At 57.2% G+C, this 26,600-nt stretch carries 19 protein-coding genes; 4 read left to right on the top strand and 15 right to left on the bottom strand.

Going from position 1 to position 26,600, the window contains the following annotated elements; all coding sequences use genetic code 11:
* Positions 1-272 precede the first annotated feature (272 nt).
* From FHS27_RS14740 to FHS27_RS14690, 11 genes are all read right to left on the bottom strand, one after another.
* Entirely contained in the window at positions 273-2,813 is a 2,541-nt protein-coding gene (locus FHS27_RS14740; protein WP_246419810.1) for a site-2 protease family protein, read from the bottom strand.
* Between the two features lie 182 nt (positions 2,814-2,995).
* Entirely contained in the window at positions 2,996-3,907 is a 912-nt protein-coding gene (locus FHS27_RS14735) for a thiazole synthase (RefSeq protein WP_315854579.1), read from the bottom strand.
* 204 nt (positions 3,908-4,111) lie between these two features.
* A complete protein-coding gene (locus tag FHS27_RS14730; RefSeq protein WP_184305685.1) occupies positions 4,112-5,401 on the bottom strand; it encodes a hemolysin family protein in 1,290 nt (429 codons plus the stop codon).
* Positions 5,402-5,518: 117 nt separating this feature from the next.
* Complete coding sequence (ybeY, locus tag FHS27_RS14725) at positions 5,519-5,977, bottom strand: rRNA maturation RNase YbeY (RefSeq protein ID WP_184305684.1); 459 nt, start codon at positions 5,975-5,977, stop codon at positions 5,519-5,521.
* A complete protein-coding gene (locus FHS27_RS14720) occupies positions 5,974-8,337 on the bottom strand; it encodes an HD family phosphohydrolase (RefSeq protein WP_184305683.1) in 2,364 nt (787 codons plus the stop codon). Before FHS27_RS14720 ends, ybeY begins: the two co-directional genes overlap by 4 nt.
* Before the next feature lie 19 nt (positions 8,338-8,356).
* A complete protein-coding gene (locus FHS27_RS14715; protein ID WP_044254311.1) occupies positions 8,357-9,358 on the bottom strand; it encodes a PhoH family protein in 1,002 nt (333 codons plus the stop codon).
* 181 nt (positions 9,359-9,539) lie between these two features.
* Entirely contained in the window at positions 9,540-10,496 is a 957-nt protein-coding gene (locus FHS27_RS14710) for a phosphatidate cytidylyltransferase (protein ID WP_184305682.1), read from the bottom strand.
* Positions 10,497-10,938: 442 nt separating this feature from the next.
* Positions 10,939-11,457, bottom strand: a complete 519-nt coding sequence (gene tpx, locus FHS27_RS14705) for a thiol peroxidase (protein ID WP_009099093.1) — start codon at positions 11,455-11,457, stop codon at positions 10,939-10,941.
* A 57-nt stretch (positions 11,458-11,514) separates the two neighbouring features.
* Entirely contained in the window at positions 11,515-12,927 is a 1,413-nt protein-coding gene (locus FHS27_RS14700; protein WP_184305681.1) for a M48 family metalloprotease, read from the bottom strand.
* Between the two features lie 683 nt (positions 12,928-13,610).
* Positions 13,611-14,459 carry a sugar phosphate isomerase/epimerase family protein gene (locus FHS27_RS14695; RefSeq protein WP_184305680.1) on the bottom strand — a complete coding sequence of 283 codons (849 nt, stop codon included), beginning with the start codon at positions 14,457-14,459 and terminating at the stop codon, positions 13,611-13,613.
* Positions 14,449-15,465, bottom strand: coding sequence for a hydroxyacid dehydrogenase (locus tag FHS27_RS14690; RefSeq protein ID WP_184305679.1), 1,017 nt, complete (start codon positions 15,463-15,465; stop codon positions 14,449-14,451). The genes FHS27_RS14695 and FHS27_RS14690 overlap by 11 nt, the downstream gene beginning before the upstream one ends.
* Positions 15,466-15,582: 117 nt before the next feature.
* Between FHS27_RS14690 and FHS27_RS14685 the strand changes: the two genes are divergently transcribed.
* Together FHS27_RS14685 and FHS27_RS31555 are read left to right on the top strand one after the other, a co-directional pair.
* Complete coding sequence (locus FHS27_RS14685; protein WP_184305678.1) at positions 15,583-16,632, top strand: LacI family DNA-binding transcriptional regulator; 1,050 nt, start codon at positions 15,583-15,585, stop codon at positions 16,630-16,632.
* A gap of 132 nt (positions 16,633-16,764) precedes the next feature.
* Positions 16,765-18,432, top strand: coding sequence for an alpha/beta hydrolase (locus FHS27_RS31555; protein WP_184305677.1), 1,668 nt, complete (start codon positions 16,765-16,767; stop codon positions 18,430-18,432).
* A 493-nt stretch (positions 18,433-18,925) separates the two neighbouring features.
* On the opposite strand, the gene FHS27_RS14675 is transcribed toward FHS27_RS31555, so the two are convergent.
* The 4 genes from FHS27_RS14675 to FHS27_RS14660 all read right to left on the bottom strand — a co-directional run bounded on the left by FHS27_RS14675 (position 18,926) and on the right by FHS27_RS14660 (position 23,335).
* Complete coding sequence (locus FHS27_RS14675) at positions 18,926-19,729, bottom strand: polysaccharide lyase family 7 protein (protein ID WP_221225121.1); 804 nt, start codon at positions 19,727-19,729, stop codon at positions 18,926-18,928.
* Between the two features lie 98 nt (positions 19,730-19,827).
* A complete protein-coding gene (locus tag FHS27_RS14670) occupies positions 19,828-20,604 on the bottom strand; it encodes a 3-ketoacyl-ACP reductase (RefSeq protein ID WP_184305675.1) in 777 nt (258 codons plus the stop codon).
* A 79-nt stretch (positions 20,605-20,683) separates the two neighbouring features.
* Positions 20,684-21,862, bottom strand: a complete 1,179-nt coding sequence (locus tag FHS27_RS14665) for a Gfo/Idh/MocA family protein (protein ID WP_184305674.1) — start codon at positions 21,860-21,862, stop codon at positions 20,684-20,686.
* A 120-nt stretch (positions 21,863-21,982) separates the two neighbouring features.
* Positions 21,983-23,335, bottom strand: a complete 1,353-nt coding sequence (locus tag FHS27_RS14660) for a glycoside hydrolase family 88 protein (RefSeq protein ID WP_184305673.1) — start codon at positions 23,333-23,335, stop codon at positions 21,983-21,985.
* Positions 23,336-23,636: 301 nt separating this feature from the next.
* Here FHS27_RS14660 and FHS27_RS14655 point away from each other — a divergent pair, with 301 nt between their 5' ends.
* Both FHS27_RS14655 and FHS27_RS14650 read left to right on the top strand, forming a co-directional pair.
* A complete protein-coding gene (locus FHS27_RS14655; protein ID WP_184305672.1) occupies positions 23,637-25,448 on the top strand; it encodes a DUF2264 domain-containing protein in 1,812 nt (603 codons plus the stop codon).
* Entirely contained in the window at positions 25,441-26,586 is a 1,146-nt protein-coding gene (locus FHS27_RS14650) for a class I mannose-6-phosphate isomerase (RefSeq protein ID WP_184305671.1), read from the top strand. Before FHS27_RS14655 ends, FHS27_RS14650 begins: the two co-directional genes overlap by 8 nt.
* Positions 26,587-26,600 lie beyond the last annotated feature (14 nt).

Below are 26,600 nucleotides of genomic sequence, written 5' to 3'. Positions count from 1 at the left end.
CGTTGCAATCGCTAGAATCGGACGTGAAGGAGATCTACCTCGACTTGATCGACCCTCCCGAGGGGCTGACCGCAGCACGATCCGAATAGATGGCAGCATCGACCTAACCGTCAAAGTCAACCAAAACGCATCAGCGACCGCGAATGAGCCGGATTGTCCGTTCACTCCCTCCGCAAAACCGCCCGCGAATCGCACGACGTGGCAATGACAAGAACTAGTCGAGACGCGGCCAAAACCCCAAACGCGACTCCGAAATCACCGGCCGCGGTGCCTCACTCGAATTCGGCGGTCGGAGTCACGTATTGCAATTCAAAGGTGTGGAATCCGCGATCACCTAGAAACGCGACGATTGCCGACAACGTGGCGGCTTGATCCGTCGCCCGGTGCACGTGCAGATTGAGAATTCGCTCGCCAGGGTTCAACGCGATTACATCCGTGTCCGCATCCTGATCGGCGTACTCGCGTTCTTCCATGACATCCTCGGCCGTCAGAACATCTCCGCTGACATGTGCGGCAAAATGGTGACTCCGCCGTGATGAGTCGCTCAACCCCAAAAGATTTTGTTCGCCGATCAGATAGTCATCCATGATCGGATATTCGTCCTCCATCATCTCCGAGTCCGCACTCTCATCGAGTTCCTCACCCGCCGCGATACGGGCACGAATATCAATCGAACGCTTTTCCACGTCAGCTTGGTACGCCAATTCATCCTGCTGGTATCGCTGGTACATTCGCCCAACGGTGGCCTGCTCCCCGTCGAGCCCGTCAACAAAGTCAGCGACAAACTGCGTCTGCAAATCTCGAATCTGCGCCGCGAACTCAGCCGCTCTCACCGGGTCATAGTCGTCATCAATCGTGGCGTACTGCTGCTCGTAGAGTCGTTTCCGTTCTTCGAATAACTCGGGTGCCGTCTCGGGCGTGATGCCACTGATCAGCGTCTTGAGCACATTTCGACAATCGATTTGTTGCTGCGTCGGCGCGTCCAGCGGAGACCACGCGGGCAGATACAATCGGTCTCCCGCAACGCTGGGCATCTGGAAGTATTCCTCGGCGACCTGTTTGGCGGTTTCGGGATCCGGTGCGATCGCACGAATTTGAATCGACGAATGATGCATCCCACTGATCACGTGCACAGTCGACTGCCCCAAACGTGGCATCCGCCCGTTGTCACCCTCCACGTCGCCCGCCACATCATCCATACCGTCTCCAACGTTCGGTGATTGTGCGAGTTTCGCGACCCACGTTTCGGCAGGATCGACGGGACGAAACAACTCCCGCATCCGCTCACGAACCGCCTCAAAGTCATCTTCGCCAAACTCGTCGTCGAATTCGTCTTCTAAGAAAACGTCCTCGTCGACCAACAATTCATCTTCCGTTTGGCCATCGTCCTCGATCGGAATCGACGCAAACCAAACGTTTCCAAAACGCACGTGGGTGTACTTTTCCAGATTCTCCGGAGACAACCGTTGCTTGGCCGCTTCCAAATCGACCGCCGAATCAAAACGAGCGACCGCGAGATACGACTCGACGATCGGTTCCGTACCGAGATGAAACCGCGTGTCGTCAACATCCAACGGCACCGAGTGGCTGTCGGCATCGAACATGTCCATGTCAAAGATGCCATCACGAAACAGATCTCGACCAACGAGGATCCCCATCCCGCCGACGATCGCGATCACAAACGCACCGCCATAGACCATCCAAATCGCGAGCGTCGCGGCGATCCCAGGCGGCCGGACGATCAGCGATTCGTACATTTGTACGATGATCCCTGCCTTGTTCGCCGTCGGAGTGGGCGCCAACGGCGTGGCTTGAATCTCATTGTCGAGCAAATGAATCGCGGCGTCGGGAATCTCATCTCGTTCAGGCTGCGGCAGCGGCCGGTCTCGCAATCGACGAATCAATTTGGCAACGCGATACGTCATCGGCAAAGACAACACCAGCGGTATCGCGACGAACAAAATGAACCGGCTTTCAGTGAAGATTGAAAACGCAACCATCGCAACGATTCCGATCACCCGAGCGACGATTTCGAGAATCGGCGACCGACTGAACACCGTCAAATGCATAATCCAACCACCGTCGAGCGGCATGATCGGCAACAAATTGAGTGTGTTGAGCAGCAACGCCATGCCACCAAGTTCCAACATCCAATCCTTTTCCAACGCGATCCCCGCGGTCATCAACGGTAACGAGACAATAATGCCGGGAACCGGTCCGGCGAGGTAAACCATCGCCTTCTTCCAACCGGAAATATTGAAGTGACGCCCACTCACGGCAGCACCGAGAAACGGAATGAAGAACATCTTCACGTTTCGATAACCGAACATCCGCATCGCCACGTAATGCCCGGCCTCGTGAAACAACAACACGACCACCAACATAGAAACCATCCACGGGTCCCACCATGCGACACCGGCTGCGACAAAGACCGCGAGCGACACCAACAGCACGATGAACTTGGTGAAACCGCCCGTTGACTTGTTCTCGATCGCTCGCACCGCGGCAATGAGTTCGGATTTCCTTCCTTGCTCCGGCGTCCAAACCGAACCTGCCTCGAAGAAAGAATCTCCCGCACCACCGTCGCCCGCCCGAGCATCGCGGGCCGACAAAATTGGTGACTCGCCGATCGGATTACCAATCCTTGCGCCGGAGCCGTTCGGTGCGACATCGGCATAGCCCGAAATGCCACTACCCGACACGTCGCGACCGAGCGATGATTCGGTCGACGGTAGCGTTCGCGCCGACACCGCGTCAGAACGCAATCGGATCGTTGGCCGGAGAACAGGACGGATTTCGTTTGAGCGGTTCATGCCCATAAGCTAACCGAGCGTCCCGGCGGATGCCAGCAAATGGCGACGAGGCTCCAATCCCAGTCAACTTTGCCCCCGCTCAACTTTGCAACCTGCCCGAACTTGTGTCGAGAGGCGATGACACTGACGCCCGGGAAAGATTCTTCACAAACCGCGAACGAGAAGGCCGACTGCGGAGCCTGCTACGACTTCGCCGTCCCATCGGCTTGGCTTCCGTAGGGACGCGTGCTGATCACACCCTCACTGGGACTGCTCGCCGTACCGTAAAGCTTACGTGGAATCCGCCCAGCCAACGCTGCGTGTCGGCCCGCCATCACGCCATATTTCATCGCCACTGCCATCCGAACCGGATCGCGAGCGTGAGCGATCGCCGTATTCAACAGCACCCCGTCGGCACCGAGTTCCATTGCGATGGCGACGTCACTGGCGGTTCCAACGCCTGCGTCGATGATCACCGGATAATCCGGGTCGTCTTCCTTGAGGTATTCGAGAATGATCTTCAAACTGTTCGGATTCAAAATCCCTTGGCCGCTGCCGATCGGACTGCCCGCGGGCATCACACTGGCCGCTCCAGCCTTCTTCAGCCGCACCGCCGTGACGGGACAATCGCTCGTGTAGCACAACACGGAGAACCCATCCTCAACGAGTTTCTCGCACGCGAGCACGGTTTCCGCGGGATCAGGCAGCAGCGTTTTGGAATCACCGAGCACTTCGAGCTTCACCCAATCGGCGCCAGAATTACCGAGCGTCCTGAGAATCTCGCGTCCCAAACGGGCCGCCCGGATCGCATCCGCGGCCGTATAGCAACCGGCCGTGTTGGGCAGCAGGGTGTAGCGTTGAGGGTCGATGAAATCGAGAATGTTCTGGCCGTTTTTGTCATACAAACGCTCCCGCCGGACCGCCACGGTGACACACTCGCTGCCCGAGGCGACCAATGAATCTCGCATCTGGTCCATTGAATCGTAACGCCCCGTGCCCACAATCAGGCGACTGTTGAGCGTATGGTTGCCGATACGGAGCAGCGAATCACGGGGTTCCGGAAACGAATCGTCAGCAGTCTCATTCGCGGATGGCTGCGAGGCAGGGGTCGCCATGGACATTGCATTTCTATGGGGCTCGTGGAAACAAACTCAGTCGACCTGAATTGTTGCAGGTCACGCGAAAAGCGGTAGGGTCGGACAACAAACCGCACTCGTTTGGCCCGCCCTCTCGCCGGATACCGGAATTCACCCCGCCGGCCACCCATCTGGCCTGATCACGCCCGTTGCGGCACTTCCGTTGGGAACGTGCCCATCAGATCACGTCCACTGGGTCACGCCCGCACCGCGGTGCAGCTTCATGGATTCGATTTTTCGGTTGGTCGCTCGCAAAATCTCGATTTCAAGATTCCCTAGTTTGAGCAAGTGTCCCGAATCCGGAATCGATCCGGTGTTGTACAGCACCCATCCTGCGATCGTTTCATAATCCTCACTCTCGGGAATGTCCCAGTGGATCCGCTCGTTGAGATCATCGATCATCACCCGCCCATCGACCTCGATCGTGTCGTCGTCAATGATCCGAATGCCGTACTCTTCTTCCTCGTCCGATTCGTCCACGATCTCGCCGACGATTTCTTCGAGTGCGTCTTCGATCGTCACCACACCCGCGGTCTGTTGAAACTCATCCACCACGATCGCCATGTGCGAACGGTTGTGCAAGAACTCACGCAACAAAGCCTCGACGCTGCGGTCTTTCGGCACCGACCACGGTCGACGACACAGCTCCACGATCGGCTGATTCGGCAGACCGTCGGAGACCAAAAACGGCAACAGGTCTTTCACGAACAGAATGCCGACCACGTTATCGATGTTGTCTTCGTAAACCGGATAGCGTGTCCGGCCGCTGGCAATGATTTTTGCAAACGCGTCCTTCCAACTGATCGTCGCATCAATGGCTTCCACGTCGCCCCGGGGAGTCATGATGTGCCCGACGGTATCCTCGTGCAGTTCCATCACGCCTTGGATCATTTCACGCACACCGGGACCGAAGTAGCCTTCGCGTGTTCCCGCCGCAACGATCGTTCGGATTTCGTCTTCGAGTTGTTCTTCGTCTTCGTCCTCCGTTTCCGCTTTGCCCGCCAACCGTCGCGTCACAATCTCCAACACTTCGCCGGGCGCCTGCAACGGCCGCATCGCGATCGACAATGTCAACCAAAACGGCCATGTGTAATAAAGCAACGGCGCGGACGTAAACCGCGTTACCGCAACGGGAACCCACAGGTGCGTGAGCATCATCAACACACCCGCCGCGCTCGCCCACAAAACCAAAGCGTTGACTCCCTCGCCGTAGTGATCCATCACCGCGATCGTTCCGAACATCATGAACAGAACGGTGCCGATCATTCGCAGATAATCGCTTCCCCGAATCGCGGCGTCTTGGTGATCCAACACCGAACCGAACCGATCGCGGTTCTTCTTCACCCGACAATAGACTTCGAACGACCGACCGGCGAATCCGTCCAACAGCTCGACGCCAAGACCGCCGACGCTGCCGATAAGGAATCCGAAAATCGTCCAGGCCACAGCGACCCAGAGAGGCAGTTCAATCATGAAGAAAGAGGGTTAGGGGAGGGAAACATGGAAACAAGAGGACAGAATACGGGTGGACGGGGATACGGGTGGACGAAATTGAGACAGCGTTATTCAAAAAACCTGCAACCTGTCACCTCATCCTCCCAACGCCTTTCTTTCCGCCTCACGCATTTCTTTTCTCGACTCATCATCGGTGTCGTCGAATCCGACCAGATGCAACGTTCCGTGGATGACGTACAGCAGCAACTCCTGTGCGACGGACCATCCCGCATCCGTGGCTTCGTTTTCCGCGGTGTCGATGCTAACGACTAATTCCCCTTCCACCATCGGTGGTTGCAACTCGTAGGGAAAACTGATCACGTCGGTGGGATAATCGTGCTGCAGGAACTCGCGATTGATCTTGTGGATCGTCGCGTCATCGGTGACCCGCACGCCGATCCGGCAATCCGTGCAATTCCCGACTGCAGCCGCCGCACGAACGGCGGCTTCGATTTCGACTCGCCCGAGCGGACGCTCCTCACTCGAATGCCCGCGAACCTGATCGCGAACACGCGAGTCTATCGTTATCTCGATCTCACTCATCAAACCGGTCACGCGGATTGCTGCCCAGGGTATTTGACTCGAGCGTGGTAGATCGCCGTCAGCGACTTCACCAGGCTCTGCCGGACGCGGTGAAGTTGCGAGAACGTCAGCCCGCATTCGTCAAATTGTCCGTCACCGACTTTCTTCTGTGCGATCGAATCGACCAGGTTCGAAATCCGAGCCGGAGTCGGATCCACCAACGTCCGCGACGCACTCTCGACCGTATCGGCCAACATCAACACAGCCGCTTCGAGCGTTTGCGGCTTTGGTCCGGGATACCGGAAATCTTTGTCACTGACGGATTCGCGGTTCGGGTCTTCTTCACTTCGACGGGCCGCCTCGCGATAGAAATACTCCACCAACGTCGTACCGTGGTGCTGCAAGATGAAGTCGATGATCGGACGCGGCAAATGGTGATTGCGTGCCAAGTCAGCACCGTCTTTGACGTGCGCGATAATCACCAGCGTGCTCATCGCGGGCTGCAACGAGTCGTGCTGATTAATCCCGGCACTTTGATTTTCGATGAAGTATTCAGGTTTGAACATTTTGCCGATGTCGTGGAAATACGCTCCCACACGAACCAACAACCCGTTCGCACCGATCGAGTCCGCCGCGGCTTCGGCGATGGACGCGACGTTGATCGAGTGGTTGTAAGTTCCCGGTGCGCGTTGCGCCAAACGTCGCAGCAACGGATGGCTCGCGTCGCCGAGTTCCAACAACGACAGGTCGGTCTGCACGCCAAACGTCTTCTCGACCAACGGCAACAGGCCCGTCATCGCGAGCGACGAAACAACGATACACAAACCCGCCCAACCGGCTTCGCCAACCAATCCGGAGAGCACCCGCTGCAGCGGTCCGCTCAACAGCATCGGTTCGAGCGATTCCCCCGGTGCTCCCGACGACAACGTTTGCCCGGACACGATACCGACACCGATCGTCGTCAACATCGTAATCAGCGCCGACAAAATCCCAACGGTGATCAAGTGCGTGCGACTGCGAATGCGTCCGGTCAAAAGGGCACACGATGTACACGCCGCCGCCATGACGACCAGGTTCGATAAATCCGCACCGAGCAACAACGTCACGCTCAGACTCGCACCGGCCATCACCAACAATGCAAAATCACGACCATAGACAACCGCCGCGGTGATCGACGCGAGCACTAACGGAACCAACTCCGCACGCCAAGCGTCACGCGATGCGTAGTAGCTCAATACGATCGTTGCGACGAGCAGCGTGAGCACCTTCGCGAGTTTCCAGTGATCGGTCACCAGCGTCCGATCGTCGACAAACCAAATGTACGATCCGCAAAGCAAGTACAACGCGATAATCATTCCGGCGAACGCCGCCACGCGAGCGACTCGGTCGAACAAGTGCATGTCATCGACCAACACGGACCATTCGCTCCGGAGCAATTCGAGCTCTCGAATACTGAGAGGTTTCCCCGCGTCGGCGAGTTTGGATTGACCGGCATAGTAAGTCATCTGCACCGTCTCGACGGCGTCGGCCGCTTGGTCGCGTGCCTTCTGACTCATCTCGTCGTCGTACTTCAGCGTTTCATAATTGGGCAATTGGTCGCGTAACCATTTCGCGATCATCTCCGCCGCGATTTGACCTTCATCGGACGGATACCGCGTCCGGAAGTTCTCTTTCAACTTCGTGCGAAGCTCGCCAGCGGCCTCGGCGATCCGCACTTTGCTGAGTTCGACCGGCACCGCCTCGTCGACTTGGTTACCCTGAAAGACGCGGATCATTCGCTGCGACCCTTGCTCGGGCGAGTGCTGCGGGGCCTGCAAAACACCGTTGCGGTACAGCGGCATCATTGCCGATTCCACAACGCTGTCGAGTTCGGTTAGCTCCACATCTTTTGCAAACACTCGTTTGAGCAACGCGAACCGTTCGGCAGGCGACTCGTCATCCGACGCCGTTTCACTGCCCTCGTAAAACTCCGTCAACGCGGCCTGTTCCTTTTCGCCGAGTTGCTCGAAAGACGACGCCCCCAGCACCAGAAACAATCGGTTTCGCAGGGCCGCACGCAATTGCTCGAGTCGCACCGGGGTGTTGCGGTACAACGTTAAAACTTCGCGGCGTTTGCGTTCACGCTGATCGTCCGTCGCAACGCGATCAGGCACCTGGAACGTCACCCGGCTCATCAAATCGCGAGCAGGGATCGCCCCCATGCGATACGAAAACGCCGGTTGCCACGTGCGGCACAACGCCAACAGCGCGACTGCGGCAATGAACGCGATGCCGAAACGGATCGCTAGATTGCCCTTATCGCTCTTGTCCCACCACGTCGCCCATTTGGGTTTCGGGATGCCGAGCGATTCGATGCGTTCTTTGCCCGCACGTTGTGTTTTTGCATTGCTCATGATGATCTCTCGAGCTGGCTCAGTGAGAACCGTCGGTGCTGGAATCCGGACGCCCGTTATGGTCCTCGCGTCGCTCGGACGCTTCATATGCCTCGACAATCGCCTGCACCAATCGGTGCCGAACAATATCGTGTGTTCCCAAACGGATCACACTGACGCCGTCGATCTTGCTGAGTCGGTACAACGCATCGTGCAATCCACTTCGCACGCCACGAGGCAAATCCAACTGGGTTGCGTCGCCGCTAACCACCATCTTGCTCCGTTCACCCATTCGGGTCAGGAACATTTTCATTTGTGCCACCGTCGTGTTCTGCGCCTCATCCAAAATGATGAACGCATCATTCAGCGTGCGGCCACGCATGTACGCCAGCGGAATGATTTCGATCAGATCCTGTTCCATCAACCCACGTGCTTGGTCGTAATCGACCATCTCACCAAGCGCGTCCATCAACGGACGCAAATACGGATTCAGCTTCGCACGCAAGTCACCGGGCAGGAACCCCAGGCTCTCACCGGCTTCGACCGCAGGACGCACCAACACGATCTTGCGAACCTCACCCGCCTTGTAAGCTTCGACCGCCGTCGCGACGGCGAGGTATGTTTTCCCGCAACCGGCCGGACCAGTCGCAAACGTCAGATCATGAGTACGAATCGCGTCGACATACTTGGCTTGGCCAGGCGTCCGCGGAGTAATTTTTCGTCCCGCGTGTTGGATGTTGATCGTCTCGCTGCTCGGCCGCGCAGGCCGCCCGCTTTCGACAACTGCGCCCTCTTCGGTCGCAGCGGTCTCGACGTCGCCGACCGACAACTCGTTTTTCTTCCGCGCGATCACTCGCAACCGCTCCAGGACACGCGCCGCGGCGCCTACCTTAGATTCTTCTCCCGCGACACGGACACGCCCGTCGCGATGGGTGATGTCGACACCGAAAAGACGGCGGAGTTTGCGAACGTGTTGGTCGCGAGGACCGAACAGCATCAGAACTTCGTCCGGCCCTGCCGTCGAAATCGTGGCTTCGCTCATGACGGGCTTCACTGGACAACCACGACGAATGAATAAGGAACGTTGATCAGACGACTCTCATTTCGAGGAAAAGAACAAACTATCACCGGACACGATCCGCGTGAATTCTAAACGACAATGGAAAGACCCGGCATGTTCGATTGAAAGTTAACCGGCATTTTAATGCAACCCGCACACCAGATCATGCCACGGCCGCGAAACATAGAAAAGCTGGCAAAGATGCAAAAATCAGGCTATCCGTCACATCCCAAACGCCACCCAGCCCAGGCAGTAAATTCCCGGAATCTTTCGCCCCACAGGCCCGTTTTACTAGGGATTCCGCCAAATCTCCGACCATCCCACAAATCGCCAAAAGCGGCCCGAGCAACAGTGCCAGCCCCAGCGGCGGTGCCGAATCCGCACCCGAAATCGCCGGAAAAAGAAACGCAATGCAGGCCGCCGCGACCAACGTGGCGACGACCACACCGCCAATCGAACCCTCCCACGTCTTCCCCGGACTCAGCCGCGGGATCAGTTTCCGGCGTCCGATCGACTTTCCGGTGAAGTAAGCCCCCGCGTCGGTGGATTTCGTAATCGCGATCATGCTCAACAACGCCGCCAACCCCCAATTACCCGCTCCGGTCGCCGACACGTCGTCGGCTCCCAACCCTCGCAAAACGACCAACAGGCTCATCGGCAAACCGACATAAGTCGCCGTGAACATGCTCGCGGTGAGCCGCCGGAGAACTCCCGAGGGATCCGAACCGACCGAATAATCTTTCATCTCGTCGAGAAAAAAGATCAACGTCGCGACGATGCCCGCCAACGTGATCCATCCCATCTGCCCGATCGGACAATCCACCGGATAAGGCGACAACGCATTCGGAACCAATGCCGACACGGTGTTCCAAACAACGGGAACGTATGGCGACAACGCGATCAATGCCGTCGCTGCCAAAATCACGCCCCGATGAACCGGGAACCCCGCCCGCAACAACAGCCCACACAGATCCGCGGCGGTCCCGAGTGCAAAGAACAACAACAACGGAAACAGGAACAAACCAGGTGCACCGGAGACCGAAAAGTTCGCGTCAGCATACAGCGACGCAATCGAGACAAAAATCAAAACGCCGCTGGTTCGAAGTCGATCGAGTAGCAAGGAGGAGTGGGGGATTGAAAGGAGTTAGAATGTTTTTGCCTGCTACCAACGAAACCCAATGCTTCGTTCATTTGGCGAACAGGTTCTATTGAAAAAGTAAACAGCGAGATCAGTTCATCGCTCGATCAGACGTCGTCGGAGAACGCGTCGGCTGCATTCATCTACGCTTGAGCCAAAACGGTCAACATTGCGGCGTAGCGGAGACAATGACTCGCCCCGTCGCCGAACTCATGCAATCTCCAGAACCTTTCCACGCGACCGTAGCTACCGTCACCTGACGGCGGACGGTCGACAGTGGACCACGCTCTGGCGAACGTAGCTACCGATTTCATCGAACGCAATGATTGATCGACGCCAAACGCTCACGTCTACCGCGGAGACGCCTGACCGAACGGCGTAAACCGTCCGGTCTCAACTCATGCTTCACGCGGACAACCCGCAACTAGCCAACCAAATCGGTGAGGGCTTGCAAGGCCTTCGTGTAGTCAGGCTCTTGCGTGACTTCCGACACGACTTCTTTGTAGACGACTTTGCCGTCGGCATCGAGAACGACAACCGCGCGGCTGAGCAATTTCAGCTCTTCGATTTCGACGCCGTAGGCTTCGCCGAATTCGTGCGTTTGGTAATCGCTCGCGGTTCGCATCTTGACGTTCTCGGCGCCACAGAAACGGGCTTGCGCGAACGGCAGGTCACGACTGACGGTGACCGCGTTGACCTTGTCACCGAGTTCGCCGAGTTTTTCGTTGAAGGTCTTGGTTTGGACCGCACATGTCGGGGTATCGAGGCTAGGCACGATGCTCAAGATCGTGGGCTTGCCTTTGACGTCGGCCAACGTGAGTTCCTTCAAACCTTCATGTGCGTAGTGCAGTTTGAAATCCGGTGCGGCTTGGCCAATCGCCAGATCGCTGCCGGCCAAGGTCATCGGGTTGCCTTTGAATGTGATCACTCCGCTCTGACTCATCAGAATCGACTCTCGTATACATGGGTTTATTCGAATCAGTCTGAACGAGGGGTTCGTTCAGATAGCCAGAGTATGGCTGTCTGATCGAAGATCGGGAAGCGGGCGGCTGATTCGCCGTAATCGCCCCACGCGAGTCTCGAGACTCGGATGCAACCAACTGAATTTCCTCGATGACGGGTGATCGGCCGTCACGCGAACCAAAGCGTCCGCCATCAACTCGGCGGCCAATTCTCGCGTCATCGGCAGGTCGTGATTCCCTGTCGATGCAGCCTCATCCGCGGCGTCCGATTCGCCCTTGGCGTGCCCTTTCGATCGCCTCGCGTCTCGTGACGCGTCGCAGGCCCGCACCGCGAGACGACAGGCGGTCGCGTCGGCATCGAGTTCCGACAAATGGCTGACCGTTCCCAAAACCACGACGGTAGTGATCAAACCCAACGCACCGCCGATCGCCGCCCCCATCGAGGCGTCGAGCCACTGGTGGTCAATCAACAACGCACTGGACCAACTCGAAACAAACCAAGCCGGCAGAATCGCGGCCATGCGAACGGGCACATGAAAACGCTTCACATGAGCGAGCTCGTGCATCACCACCATCATCCGCTGACCACGCGGCAGTTCGTCGAGTAGGCGGTCCGACAATAACAACAATCGCCCTGGCCGAACGATTCCCGCGACCATCGCGTTGAGCATCCGTCCACCGGTGTTCCATCGTGCGGTCTGCATTCCGAAATATCGGTGCGTGGAAATCCCACAACGCCGCAACCAAGTCTCCAGCTCGGCTTGCTGCTCGGTCCCCACGGATTCCGTCTTTGCAATCCACCGAACCATGTACGGCAACGCGACAGCAACCAAGACCACCCCCGCCGCGATCATTCCCCAAATCCACGTTTCGTAGGTTTCGCCTTCCGCCAATGTGGAGTCGGCGAAGTACAACATTTGAATCTTTCCTGCGATGTCACCAAGCCCCAAGAACAACAACGTCGGCAAGATCAACCATGCCGGGCCGCTTCGCATCATTTGAAACATCGAACCGACATACTTCTTCATCGACTTTTCTTGAATACCGATGATCGCGGCGAACCAGTATTCGGCCGACCAAGTCGCGACGAGTAACGTCATCCCCGGCGCGAGCAGGCCGACGGCTTGCAACGCCATGCTCTCGTCGAGAAGCGGTTGAATCCGCAGCCATGCGGCGAGCGAAAAACCGTAGTGGCACAGCAACGTGATCGGAAGCGCGAACCATCGAAACGTTTCCATCTGCATCCGCAAGAAATCAACCGCTTCGCCGTAGCTCAGTGACCCGCGAACGACCTGACGAGCCAACAGGCGGCCCGCGACATGGGCCAGCAGAACCCATCCGGAAACCATCAAAACGGTAGCCAAAACCGCACGCGACGACGGATCAGGAACCGCCGGAGAGGAACCGCACAGGAGCGAGACAATGACCAGCAAAAAGATGTAGAGCGTCAAGAGTTTTCTCACTCGGTGCGTCACGAAGGAAACCACCACTGACGCGCAATCGGCGAACCGAGAACGAGCCGCACTGGCCGCGTAGCCTCCATGAAAGCCGACAATCCCGCCCCGTGAAGGACTTTTCCAGTAAAAACAACCGGAATCCCGCACCCACAGAACCGTCTGAAACGATCGTAGGGCCCACCCGCCTGCACACCTCCAACTGTTGAAGGCACAGGCCCCTGTGCCTTCCGGCACGCAATCGTTGTATCGGCCCTCCAGGCCTTGCGTTGGCAGTCGCCCATCGTCGACCGGGGGTTAACACCCCCGACAATGGTTGTACCGGCCCTCCGGGCCTAATCATGCTGGACATTCAAACCAGGTCCACAAACCAATCCACCCCACCCAAGCCCGGAGGGCTGACACAACCAATGCCGGGGCCGTTAGGCCCCGGTACCACAGCCAAAACAAAAACAAAGGCCTGGAGGGCCGACACAACTCTGGCTCAGCCCCAAGCCAGAACAATTCATTATGTCAGCCCTTCAAGCCTTGATTCATCGTGGCGAGTCGCCCGGATGTTCCCCATCCAAGCAATGATCGCTAGCCGTTTAACTCTCTCAGTTCGGCAGCCACATCAAACACTTCCCCTTCCTTCATCACCGGCGCAGACGGATTCCCCGGGCAAGTGAAATCAACTTCGATCAGCGGCCGACGGGGAACGGTGCCCCGGATCGCCAGCCGCTTTCGGTCAGCGCAGTCAGCGCGGTATCGAGGTCGGGCAGATAGGGGTGCCATTTGCGTTCCCACTCGAGGCTGACGATTCCCCGATAGTTATTCTCGCTGAGAACGCTCCAGACATCGTCGACCGGAAACTCACCTTGTCCTGGCAAAACATAGCTGTAGGGGTGACGCGACGACGGCACCGAAATGCTGTCTTTGATGTGCACGTGTCGGATCATGAACGCGATCTGCTCCCATGTGTCCTCCGCACTTTCGTTCCCCATCTTCCATGTATGGTGTGTGTCCCAGATCACGTGCACGGGCGAGCCGAATGCATCTTGAAGTTGCAAACACCGCTCGGCACTGCTGAACCCGTCATGAGTTTCCAACGCGATCTGCGTTACCCATTCATGCTTTTCACGCTGCCGCTTCCACCAATGCAAGTTTTGCGTGGCGGCTGCGATGTCGCTCTGCGTGAGCGGCTCGCTCATACTGCCACCACCAAAGACGCGGATGTAAGGGATATCAAGCAGATCGGCCCAACGTGCAAACGCGAGCAGTTCATCCCGAGCTTCGTCGTCCGCTCCGATCAGACTGAAACCGCTGTTCAACGCGATGATGGATTGGCGATGCCGACGAAGAATTCGCTGCGCCGCGCCGGGATCATTGGGGTAAGTCACATCGAGATACTCCGGAAGGTTCAAACAGTCAGCCAGACTGCGGACCTCCAAATGATGGATCCCATGTTTTTCGGCCAACTGGCAAATTGCCGGCAGGTCGAGTTCGTGGCATCCCAGCGTGGAGATACCCCACTTGATTTTAGGTTGCACGGTCATAGGTCCCCAAGTCAATCACATTCATCAGCGGTAGATCGCTGACATAGTATCCAAGGTTCTGCAGAGCCAGTTCGCCACAATCACGGCGACGGTCTGGTGTCGGACCGCCGAGGTGCGGCAGCAGAGTAATGTTGTCCAAACGACGCAGCGGCGAGTCGGCCGGCAGCGGCTCGGTTTCGTAGACGTCCAGCGCGATGTGCAAACCACGCTCGCGACTGGCTCGCACCAATGCCGCTTCATCCACCACCATGCCGCGGCCAAGATTGACGAAGACGGCCTGCTGCGGAAGCAACCGCAGTAAGTCATCGCCGACGAGGTGGTAGTTGTCTGGTTTGCCGGGCGCTAACTCGACCAGCACGTCCGATGTTGAAAATAGATCTTCCAGCGAATCCGCACGACGAATGTTTAACTTCCGATAGGTCTCATCGGGCACGCTGGGTGAATAGGCCGACAACTCCACATTAAACGGCACCAGCAGTCTGGCCAGCTCACGACTGATCGCACCAAGACCATGCAGTCCGACCCGGCGGCCGAACAGACTGAGCGTGTCCGGATGGCGTCCTTGTTTCCATTCTCCCCGCGTCCGCATCGCAACGCTCCAATTACCGACTCGCCGCAACGCGGAGAGGATAAGCAGAAGCGAACATTCGGCCACGGTGTTGCTGACGATCGAACCCCAGTTCGTCACGATCAACCCGCGTTCGATCAATTCACGTGGCACCAACGACCGGACCGAGCCGCAAAGGAAACAGAGATACTTCAGGTGCTCGGCGGCCTCCAGCGGCAGGGGTGGCGTTTCCCACGCACAAACCACGATCTCCGGCCGCTGCTCACGGAGCGAATAATGCCACTGGCCAACCTCCAGCGGAGCGTCCACCCAGACGAGATTGGGGAACATCTCCCGCAACCCGGCCTCAATGTCCGGTGGCATGAATTCGTTCTTCTCTTGCTCGGTCATCAAGACCAGAACAGTCGGCTGAGCTTGGGATGCATTGTTCATTATTATGAATCGTATCGCATCGTTTCAACAAAAGCAATTGAAGTGTAGGCTATATCATGAATATTTTTCTGTTGATTATGAACGGGGGTTCCCGCACGGCATTCGGGAGTGTTGACCATGGCAAAACGGATTTCTCAAAGCCAGATCGCAAAAGAACTGGGCGTTTCTCAATCGCTGGTGTCGCTCGTGCTCAACGGGCGGCGCGAAGGGATTTCAGACAAATCGTATAAGGAGATTTGGCAGGTCGCCGTCGCCAACGGGTACGTGCCGCGTGGCATGCAGCCCGGCCACGCGCCCGAAGCCCGTCGCAATTACGTCGGAATCGTTCAACGCAGCGGCCTGAAACTCTACCAACCCAGCAACACGTTCAGCCATGTCCAGATGGGACTCTTCAAGGTGCTGCAGCAATCTCGCATCAGCACCACGTTTCTCGGTGGAGAAGGCGATCTCGACGAAAAGAAACTGTTCGAACTGCTCGGCCAGCGTGATCCTCTGCAGGGTATCGTGGTGCTCGGCGAGGTGAGCGAACCGTTCCTGAGGGCACTCGGCGTCCTCCGCGTGCCGCTGCTGAGCGTCTACGCGAGTGCTCCCGGGCTGTGCCATTCCGTGACGCCAAACGAAAAGCAGTCTCTCGAGCAATTGGTGGAACATCTTGTGAAACTGGGGCACGAACGGTTCGCGTGGCTGGGCGGCAATTGCCGGCTCGGACGTCACCAAATGCGACTCGGCGCCCTGCGTGAATGCTTGTCCGCTCGCGGAATGAGCCTGAACGAGCGTTTTGTCGTGAGCGTCGAAAAAGGAGATCGCCAAGAAGGGTTCGACTGTGCCGCGGAACTGATGAAACGCGTGGGCGACGACCGCGAGGACGCCCCAACCGCTTGGATCTGTCACAACGGTCTGATGGCCCGCGGGGCACATCAGTTTGCGCTGCTGCACGGTATTCGCATCCCCGACGAAGTCAGCCTCGCCGCCGTCGACCGCTCTCGTGCGTGCACGGAAATTCATCCCGACCTGACCAGCGCCAGCAGTAACCCCGAGGTGATCGGCGAGGAGGCAGCCAAACTGATCTGCAAATCCGAAGAGGTCGGCGAAAACCGAATCTTCGTTGATCTGGTCGTGCCTTCTGAGTTTGCTGCGGGCGAAACAAGCGGCCCGGCTGCGGGATAGCGTCTCCCAGCGCCAGGATGGATCATTTTATGATTTTGCGGCTTGACAATTTCATAACTATGAACCAATGTCCTGATATTTCACGTCGATAACGCACAACGTGCCGATTTCAAGAAAGCAAGGGACCTCTCGATGATGACAAGAGCTAGTGTCGTACTGAGTGTTGTGTTGGCTGGCACCCTTCAAGCCGCGGATGTCACCCCTCCGCCGCAAACGCCTCGTGTCAGTGGAGAGGCCGCGAACGGGCGGAGCGTCGATCGACCGGGCGGCACCGTTCATCTGCACGAAACCTTCGACAGCTTCGAGATCGACAGCGTGCCCAAGTCCCCAGAGCTACAGCGAGTCGACATGGTGACGGTCGTCGATGGTGGCGAACGAGTCGGCTCGGGGAAGGCCGCCCGCTTCAACGATTCAGACCTAAGCCTAGGCGGCGCGATGGAGTACAACGTGGGAACATCCAAACTCGGCAGCATGTATGTTGAGTTTGATGCGTTGAACAACGCCCCGCAAAACGGCGACGGAAAATCAACCGTCATCTTCGGCATCGGCCCGTGGGGCCCAGGCAAAGGTCTGGTGCTCAACGCAAAAGCTCGGCGTGCCTTCGGACTCGAATTGTATCAACAGAAATACCTCAAACTGCGCGTCGGTGATGATGTCGCCGCTGAGACGCGTTATGACGTTACCGCTCCGTTCAACGTCAAGATTTGGGTCAACGATCACGACGCAAACACGCTCTCGTACGCTCGCCCCGACACGGGCGAAACCGTGACGCTCAACCCAGACTCGGTGGTCGTCTGGGTGAACAATTCACTGCTGGGTGAGCTAACGCCGGCGGGATGCCCGATGCATCGTGAGATCACAAAAGGCGACGCGGTGCTTGGCCGCGTCGGGTTCAGTTCGTCGACATCCAAGACAGCCGACTTCCTGATCGACAATCTGCACATCGAAGATCCATCGGGTGAATCAAAACCAGCCGCAATGTTGCCGAACGCGGCGCAAGCCGCAGTGCAAGAGGTCACTCTCGATAGCTTGCCTGGCGCCGAAACGATGGCCTATCGCGAGGGCGAGAATGCCATGAACCTGTTCGTCTACAAACCTGATGGCTGGAAACCCAGCGACCAACGTTCTGCGTTCGTCTATTTCTTTGGCGGCGGCTGGACCAAAGGCACTCCACAGAAGTCGGCGTCGACCGCAGCTTGGGCGGCCAAGAACGGCATGGTAGGAATCGCACCGGACTACCGCACGAAAAACCGCTTCGATACCAGCCCCCATGCTTCCGTCGATGACGGGCGTGCTGCGTTCGGATGGGTCATCGAACACGCGGCCGAACTCGGCATCGACCCGGCACGTGTCGCGGTCGGCGGCACCTCCGCCGGTGGACATGTCGCCATGTGGACTGCCATCGAGAACGCACCTCCCGGATCGGATCCCGCGACGTCGCCGAAGATGAAACCGGCCGCCGTCTTTCTCAGCTCCGCCGTCACCGACACATCACCTGAGACCGGTTACACCCCGTCGCGATTCGGCGACGACGCCACAGCACTTTCACCGGTTCATCAACTCGATGCCAAAATGCCACCGCTGGTGATGTTCCACGCGGCCTTCGACGACTTGGTCCACTACAGCACCGCGGTTGCCCTGCATAACAAACTGCAGTCAACTGGCAACGCATGCGAACTGATCACGGTCCCAGCTGGAGGACATGGTTTTTCCAGCGAGTACCCAGTGTGGAAATTGAAGGTGCGAGCCAAAATGGAAGAGCTGTTTCAACGCGAAGGGTTGCTCCCAGCTATCCGCTGATGATGCCAAGACACCGAGCTGGCTTTAGACGATTGCATCAATCGGGAGACGGCGGGCGACCAAACAATTGCGAGCGTAACGGCACAGGGCCTGTGCCTACTACAGTTGATGACTACGAATGCCCCGGCGGTCATCACACCACCGGCAATCGATGTACCGGCCTTCCAGGCCTTGCTTTTGAAGTGGCACTCAACAAACGGGGGTTAACACCCCCGGCAATGGTTGTACCGGCCCTCCGGGCCTAGTCATGCTGGACACAGAGCCACCTAGCCCACCCCAAGCCATTCCACACAAAGCCCGGAGGGCTGATACAACCAATGCCGGGGCCTTCAAGGCCCCGGTACCAAAGGCAACTTAGAAACAAAGGCCCGAAGGGCCGACACAACTCCCCCGACCAAAACTGCCTGTTAACTTTCGATGATGATAGGCACAGTGCCTGTGCCTTCCCCGGCTGATGAAATGAGACGCGTCACGTGACTGACCACGGCCCAAATCAATTGTCGGAATTTGAGAACCGCAGCGACTCGAACTCGACTTTGGATCGGCCGTTGTTTTGGTTGTAGACGCCTGCCTTGAAGTAGTTGTTCAGACCGTTCCAATACGACACGTCCATGTCGACCTTGGTTTGCCCGTTGATCGCGACAGTCATTCGGCTTTTCTGCACACGGATCTCGACATCAAAAAATCCTTCGGGCCGCGGCCCGAGGTCGACGTTCTTGGTCGCAAAGTTCTTTAGCGATATTGGCTCATTGCCGTTCTCGGGCGTGCGGATGTGGGCCCAAAGATGGTCCTGCTTGTCGCGATAGTCGCTACGGCGAGTAAGGCGGAGCAAAGGTTTGTTCAGCCCCTCGCTGCCGTTCTTCTTATCGTGGATCTGCAGAAAAGTGAACTGTTCGAGCCCCTCGTCTTCAGGCACGAATACGCGTACCCGAGCGATCAAACGCTGGGGAGTTTCAGTGGCGGTGTCCCAATCACCGGTACTCTGACGTAGCTCCGATCGGTTGCTGTCGCCCTCGACGGTGAACGTCATGTATCGCCCGGTCTTGTCGAGAAAGAAATACTCGTTGCTTGCTCCCCGGAAGTCGCCTTGCTTGATCTTCGTCGGCGAACTCGTTGGCGCCTGCAGCTTCGAGTCGTCAAGCACGGAACGAAACTTTTCGAGATCGTACGGCGCATCCTGGCCTTGGACTGGGGCGACTACGGCCGAGAAAAACGCGGCAGCGCACAGCCCCGTGGCTAGACTTCGGGTGAGTGTCATCATGGTCTGTGATTCCTCTTTATCGTGTTTACTTTTCATCAGGGAAACATCCAGCGCGACATTTACGAAAAACGTTCACTCGATTGCTGAAAACATCTGACCATTGACGACTTCCACCAGGGCACGTGCCTTTTGCCTTATAGTCTGTTCATCGTCAGCCCGCCGTCGACATAGACCACTTGACCGGTCGCGTAGGGCATGTCGCCGCGTGCCATGGCGGCGGCCAATTTGCCAATGTCCTCCGGCACTCCCCATCGTTTCTCAACCAGCAACTCGGTGTTGTCGATGAGGTTGTCGTACTTTTGCGTCACGCCCGCGGTCATGTCCGTTTTGATGATGCCGGGACGAATCTCGTAAACCGGAATAGCGAATTCACCGAGACGAGCGGCAAAGAGCGAACTCATCATGCCTAGCCCCGCTTTTGAGATGCAGTAGTCACCGCGGTTAGGCGAGACCACCGTCGCGGAAATCGATCCGATATTGATGATGCACGATTGAAAGGAACCGTCCGCCTTCTTCTGCTCGATCATCCAATTCGCGCAGGCCTGCGTCAGGAAATAGGGCCCTTGCAGATTGATCTTCATGATCCATTCAAAGCTATCTTCGGTTGCCTCGAGAATATCGGCACGCACTTGCGGCGCGACGCCGGCATTGTTGACCAACACATCCAATCGCCCGAAGCGTTCTTCAATGTTCGATAACATCGCGGCGCGATCTTCGGCGGACGACACATCGCCCGAGCAATAGAGAACCTCAGCTCCCATAGCTTCGAGTTTCGCCACCGAGTCCGCGACTTTCGAGGCGTCCGAGCGTCCGCTCAGCACTAAATTGAATCCATCGGCTGCGAGCTTCTCACAAATCCCGAAACCGATGCCCCGGCCACCGCCGGTCACCAATGCGACTTTTTTGCTCATCAAAACAGTTATTGTTAAAAGGTGTGTTTAAGTTGCGACACGGGCGGTAATCCCATGCCAATCGTTTATCCGAAGGAGCTTACGCGAGCTCGGGAACGTCCACCCATTTGCGTTCTTTCCAGCTCTCCATACCGAGCTCGGCCAGTTGAACACCCTTGGCGCCTTCCATCAGCGAATAGCTCCAAGGTTCATCGAGAGCAACGTGCCGAATGAACAACTCCCATTGAATCTTGAACGCGTTGTCGTAATCGATATTGTTCGGCACGTCGTCCCAACCGCCCAAAAAGTCGATCGGCTGTGGGATGTCAGGGTTCCACGTCGGCTTCGGCGTGTTGGCGGCCGACTGAGTCTTCACTTCACGCAGACCGGCAACCGCCGATCCGTTCACTCCGTCAACATGCACGGTTAACAAATCGTCACGTCGAACACGGGTGCACCATGAACTGTTGAACTGCACCATCGTTCCGTCTTCGAGCACGAACATCGCATACGCGGAGTCGTCCGCGGTGCATTGGAACGGCGTTCCGTCTTCGGCGCGGCGTTGGTCGAGGTCGGTTGCCCCGTACGCCACTAAACTGCGAACCGGTCCGAACACATGATCGATCACGTAGCGCCAGTGGCAGAACATGTCAATCATCATGCCCCCGCCGTCTTCAGCGCGATAATTCCATGAGGGGCGTTGGGCGGGCTGGTCGTAATCCATTCCGCTGAAGACCCAATAGCCGAAGTCGCCTTTGACGGAAAGGATTTTTCCGAAGAAGCCGAGCTCCTTGAGCATTTTGATTTTGCGGAATCCGGGCAGCCACAGCTTGTCTTGCACGACGCCGTTTTTCAGCCCCGCCCCCTCAACTAATTTGGCGAGACGAACGGCTTCGCAGGTTTCGACGGCGGTCGGTTTTTCGCAGTAAATCGCCTTGCCAGCTTTCACCGCCATTTCGATGAATCCGGCGCGTTGCAACGTACCGGAGGCATCAAAGAAGATCTCGTGATCGCCGTACTTACCGTCAAGTGCCCCCTGCAGGTCGGTCGTGTACTTGTACGCTTCGCCTCGCGCTTCTTGACCGTATTTTTCGGCGAGGGCTTTGAGTGCGTAGTCACGCCGACCGGTCAAAATAGGGTCAGGCATAATTGTCAGGTCGTTGCTGACCTTAATACCGCCCTGTTTGATGATCGCCGTGATGGAACGAGCCAAATGCTGGTTCGTGCCCATGCGTCCCGTCACGCCGTTCATGACGATTCCGATTCTCTTAATTTCCATCCTGCAATCCAGTTTGGTTGTTGTAAGTTGATGGTGTCATTTGAAACACGACGCTACGAAAGTCGTCAGGCTACCCAGCAATCCAGGCGTGACAGGGAACGCTTGGCGAGTTCGACTGCATCACAGATAGAACTTATAATACGGGTCGTCGTTGGCGAGTCGCTGGATGTAGAGCGCCGTTTCGCGAGCGTGGTAGTCACCCCACATGCACGATTCGCCACATGGCACGGACTGACCTTCCGGGATGTGGTCCCATCCGTTGGGGCGGTGATAGACCGAATGCAGAATAAGGCCCTGGTGCGATGGATCGAGGCTCAGGTATTTGTCGCTGAGCAGGGTCTTCATCACGGTCAGACCGGCCTGCGTGTATTTGGGATCATCGAGGTATTTACCGAGTCGGAGCAGGCCCTGAGCGCCGATGGCCGCCGCCGATGAGTCCACCGGTTCGGCATCGTTAAACGGATCGGATTCACGTTGGTAGACGTCTTCGCCGAGCTTGTGCGTATTGAGCGCCCCGGTGTCCCAATAAGGGATGCCATCGGTCGCCGTGTTTTCAATGTAAAAGTCACACGTCGCCTTGGCCATTTTCACCAGGAACGCTTCGATCGCGTCGCGTCCGCCGAGCGGTTCCAGTTCGGCGTCATCGATCGTCTTCAAAAATTCCAATTGCTCCGGTGCACCGACCATGATCCACGCCAGCCCACGCGTCCACGTCGTGAACGGCGAAAAGCCTTGCTGAGAGTTGGGACAGCGGTAGTTGCCGTCGTTTAGATTAAAGATGCTTTCATGTGCCGTGCGGCCCCACGTGTCGTAGAAGTCACGGCCCTCGCCGTAGTAAACCGCATAGTCGGCGGTCGTTTTGGCGTGCTGAACCAACCGCTCGAGAAGACTGGTCTTCTTATCGTTCTCACCCATGATGGAATGCCCCAACTGGTGCCCCACCGCCAGGACGCGCAGCGAACGGATCGTGTCGGCGAACAGCGAGTGCGGTCCGTTGAACGAATAGATGTACCCGCCCGAAGGCAGATCCGTCCAACGCTTGGCCTGCACGGCGCTAGAAGCCTGCAGCGCCATCACATAGAAATTACGTTCCCATTCGTTTTCGGGAATCCGCCCCTCGTTCATCAGTCGCAGCAAGTTGCCGTAGGTGCTGACATTGTTGAACCCATGATCGTGAACACCGAAATGGGTAATGTGCGGTGCCATCTTCTTGACCGTGTTTCGCTTCCCCATCTCGAGGAAAGTCTCATCGCCGGTCGCATCGAATTGAAGGATTTCCGATCCATACTGGAATCCTTGAGTCCATTCGGTCCACCCGCGAGTGGTGTATTTGCCGGCGACAGTGAAAACAGGCGATCCCTGCGAGTCGTCGTACTCTCGGTTGAGCAGTTCGATTTTCTGCGCGGAAACCGCCCAGAACCGCTCGAGGCTCGGCAGTAAATCGTTGGTCGTCAGGGAAGGATCCGGTTTCATAAATTGCTACCTCATGCAGGGGGTGACGTTTTCCTAGCCCGCAGTTCTATAGAAATGATCTAATGGGCCAATGGACAAGAGCATAGCCGACGGTAGGGGTTTCATTTAACCGCTCTTGCAAATCGCCGGGGGATCGTTTTTGAAAATGTTGGCAAGCACCCTCTTGCCAACCCCTACCTCTACCATCATAATCTAATAATTATTACACGCCAAGGCCCTGCCGGCGTTTTGTATCCTGACGACCACGATTCGGAAGATCACGACATTGCCCGCGATCGACATCCACCCGCGAAATCACAACATGACGTTGACGACGGAACCATCCAATTACGAGCGTTCTCTGGCGATCGCGGAAAAGCTGTTGGCGCCCTTGGTAAAATGCATGAAGCCCGGCGCGGCGTCCATCCCATTGGAAGGCCCGGCCAGCGACCATGGCGAGCTAGCCGATGTGCTCGAATCGTTTGCTCGGCCCTGTTTGCTGGCTTCCCATTGGTTGGCAGCCAAAGGCGGGGGCGGTGAAACGGAGGGGTTCACGCGAGACGAAGTTGCCAAGTGGTTCCGAGAGGGACTGGTTGCGGGAACCGATCCTTCGGCCGATGAATACTGGGGACCGGTTACCAATTACCATCAACACTGCGTCGAAATGGGCGCACTGGTCATCGCACTGGAAATCGCACGCGACCATCTCTGGACTCCGCTTTCCGATACAGACAAGCACCAAGTCCTACGCTGGATGCGAACAGCACGCGGCTGCGGATTTCATCGCAATAACCATCTCTTCTTCGGGGTCTTGCCGCTGAGCTTCATGGTCAGCGAAGGAGCGGGCTCGCCCGGCGACCAAGAGTTGCTGCTGCGTTGGATGGACACTCTCGAGAGCATGTATCTCAAAGACGGTTGGTTTATCGACGGGATGAACGAAACCGTGGACATCTACAACGCGTATGCATGGCACTTCTACGGTCTCTGGTGGGGCAAACTGTACGGCGACATGGATCCGGATCGTGCCCAGCGTTGGCGTGACTATGCGGTTCCGTTCTTGAAAGACTACGTGCATTTCTTTGCGGCGTCCGGCGAGAATGTTCCGTTCGGACGTTCGATGGTCTATCGCTTCAACGCGTCGGCGCCTTTTGGACTGGCACACTACTGCGGCGTTAGCGCGATTGATCCCGGGCTGAGCCGCGCCGTGTTCATGAAGAACGTCGAGTTCTTCGTAAGCCGATTACCGGAAGACCAACCGCTGAGCCTTGGTTGGACGGACGAGTTTCCGTTGATGGCGGAAGTCTATTCGTGTGCAGGCTCGCCGTATTGGGCCGCCAAGGCGTTCTCGCCGCTGTTGATTGACCCGAGCGATCCGTTCTGGACAGCACCTGCACAACCGTTGCCGTCTGAGGGTGACGATTTTGTTCGCCCCATCCCCGCAGCCGGAATGGTTGTCCGCTCAGTCGACGGTGATATCGAATTGCACAACTCCGAGTCAGGGATCAATCCCGGCAACACCCGATTTGGAACGTACAAATGGGGCAAAACGAGTTACCGAACCGGCGTCGGTCTGGAAGTCGAATCGGCGTCCGGTGAGTTTCCGCGTGATGCGGCATTAACGGCCGAATCAGAAGACGGCACCGTCTACGGCCGCCATAGCACGCATATGCTGAAGTGCACCGCAGACGAAAGTGCAATGGTTTATGTGCTGGGTCACAAAGTCGCTCACTTCTCGGTGCAAGTCGAAACGCATGTCTGGTGGAAAGGCGGCTGGCAGTTGCAGTTGCACAGAATCAATGCTCTCCAGCCCGCAAAATTGACGGTCGGCGGGCACAGTTTGCCTGTCAGTACCGACGCCCATGAAAACGGTGCCTATTCGACGAAGCTGCAAAACGTCTGCGGTTGGGAGACATCCGATACCGTTCGCCATGACGGCGCCGATCGCACGCACATCATGTCAGAGTGCAGTGAGTATCCGATCATGACCTGCAACGTTAACGGAGAGGCAACCCTGATTTGTCTTGCCTATTGCGGGAAGGGAACGCCGGGAAATTGGAACACGGTATCGCTCGATGAATCCGGAGTTGTTTTGAAAGCGGACGACGGTTCGGAATGGGAAGTGTCCTTTGAATAGTTCACCGATCCAACTGAAACCGAACTACGCATGGCGAAGCTATTTGGGAGGTTCGCAACTGCGTGCCTTTCGTAAAGAAGAGTCCGGCGACGATGACCATTTCCCTGAGGATTGGCTCGCCTCAACCTCACGGGCACGTAACGGCGACAACCTACAACGTGCAGACGAAGGCGTTTCACATGTGACCGTCGACGGCCGCGATATGGCACTGAACGACCTGATCGCATCGCAGCCGGAATGGTTCTGGGGAAAACAAACGCCTCCCGTGGAGGAATCCGGGCAGATCGGTGTCTTAATCAAACTGCTCGACGCGGGCGTCCGCCTGCATCTGCAAGCACACCCGAATCGCGAGTTTGTAAAGCAACGTTTCGGAGGCAACGCGGGCAAGACCGAGTGTTGGTACATTCTCTCGACCCGTGGCGACGATGCCTATGTCTACCTCGGCTTCCAACATCCGCCGACTCAGCAAGAGTGGGCGAACATGGTGCGTGAGCAAGACCTCAACGGCATGCGTGCCTGTTTTGAAAAGTTTCCTGTCAAACCGGGCGACTGTCTGATGGTGCCCTCGGGGACGCCGCACGCGATCGGCGACGGCATCTTCATGATCGAACTGCAGGAGCCGACCGATTGGGTCGTGCGTTGCGAGTTCAGCGCAGGGGGACACGTCCTCGAACACAACGCACGGTTCATGGGACTGGAACTGGACGACGTGCTGCCTGTCTTTGACTACCGCGAGCATTCGCTCGAGTCGGTCGCTAACACGATGATTCAGGCTCCGCATGTGGTGAGGAAAACCGATGCGTTCACGGAAGAGCGGATCATCGATTCGAAGCATCAAGAGTTTTTCCGTCTGCGGCGTCTATCGGGCTGCGGCGCTGCCAATTTTGCCGGCGGTGAACCGATGGTCTTGATCATGCTGGCCGGCTCGGGAGAGCTGGACGGAGTATCGATTGCTGCCGGTGAAACCTGGTTGCTACCCGGTGCGGCCAACAATTGGAATTGGACAGCAGCTTCCACGCCGCACGTTTCGTCAGAGTCATCCCGCGAAGGTGAATGGTCGTTTTTGCTGGCCCAACCGCCTGTGAGAAGAGTCTCGACTAACTCCGACGCCGAGGCCCACGTCGAGAGCACCGACTGACCCGCTCGACGAAA

This window comes from Aporhodopirellula rubra (genome assembly GCF_014192335.1).
Lineage (GTDB): Bacteria > Planctomycetota > Planctomycetia > Pirellulales > Pirellulaceae > Rhodopirellula > Rhodopirellula rubra.
This window is presented reverse-complemented; position numbering and strand designations above follow the sequence as displayed.